At 68.2% G+C, this 1071-nt stretch carries 1 protein-coding gene; it reads left to right on the top strand.

All coding sequences use genetic code 11. The features are described from left to right. Nucleotides 1-57: 57 nt before the first annotated feature. A partial coding sequence (locus tag AC3WJU_RS22430; protein ID WP_492260923.1) for an ISL3 family transposase occupies nt 58-1071 on the top strand: 1014 nt, incomplete at its 3' end.

The raw sequence follows: 1071 nt of genomic DNA, 5'->3' as shown, positions 1-1071 counted from the left end.
GTGGCCCTGTTGGGATGAGTGTGTCTAAGCATTCAACCTGGAACAGGACCACGAGCCTTGATCGAGCCTACCGGGGTGGCGGCCGACGCTGCCACCATCCTCTTCAACCTGCCCGACTACCGCGTCATCTCCACCAGCCTGAGCCCTGGCGGCGGTCGCCGGGTCATTGTCGAAACCGAGCAGCCGCCGGGCTGCCCCACATGTGGGGTGGTTGCCTCACGGCGGAAGGAACGCCGCTTCCAACGGATCCGGGACATTCCCGTCGCCGGTGCCGTGGAGGTCCTCTGGTCCAAGTACCGCTGGTACTGCGAGGAGCCGGCGTGCGGGAGGCTCTCGTTCTTTGAATCCACCGCCCAGGTCCCGGCCCGGGCCCGCTCCACCGGCCGGCTCCGGGACCACCTCGTGGACGCGGTCATCCGTTCGGGCCGGGCTGTCTCGGAGACGGCTGCCGCCTTTGCGGTGTCCTGGTGGATGGTCCGGGCGGCGTTGACTGAAGCCTGCGTTATGACGCTGCCTGACGTGGACGAGCTCAGCCCGCGGATGCTGGGCATCGACGAGCACCGCTTCCGGTCCGTGCGCTACTTCCAGGACCCCGAATCCAAGACGTGGACCCGATACGAGCCGTGGATGACCACGATCGTTGACCTGGACACGGGCCAGGTCCTGGGCGTCGTGGACGGCCGGGACCACAGGGGCGTTGGGGACTGGCTCTTCGCCCGGCCGCTGGCATGGCGGCTCGGTGTTCAGGTCGTCGCGATCGACCCCTCCGCAGCGTTCCGGAAAGCGCTGCGGATGTGGCTTCCCCGCACCGCCGTCGCGGTCGATCATTTCCACCTGGTCTCCCTGGCCAACCAGGCCGTGACCGAGGCCAGGCAGAACCTCTCCCAACAGGTCAAGGGCCGCCGGGGACGGGCCGTGGACAAGGCCTGGGCGCACCGGATGCTGCTCCTGCGCGCCGGCGATACCCTCACGGAGAAGGCAGCCCACCGGCTGTCAGAAGTGTTCGCGGCCGACGATCCGACCGGCACGCTCCAGGCAGTCTGGCAGGTCAAGGAACAGCTGCGGTTCCTG

Source organism: Arthrobacter sp. FW306-1B-F12A (genome assembly GCF_058781865.1).
This window is presented reverse-complemented; position numbering and strand designations above follow the sequence as displayed.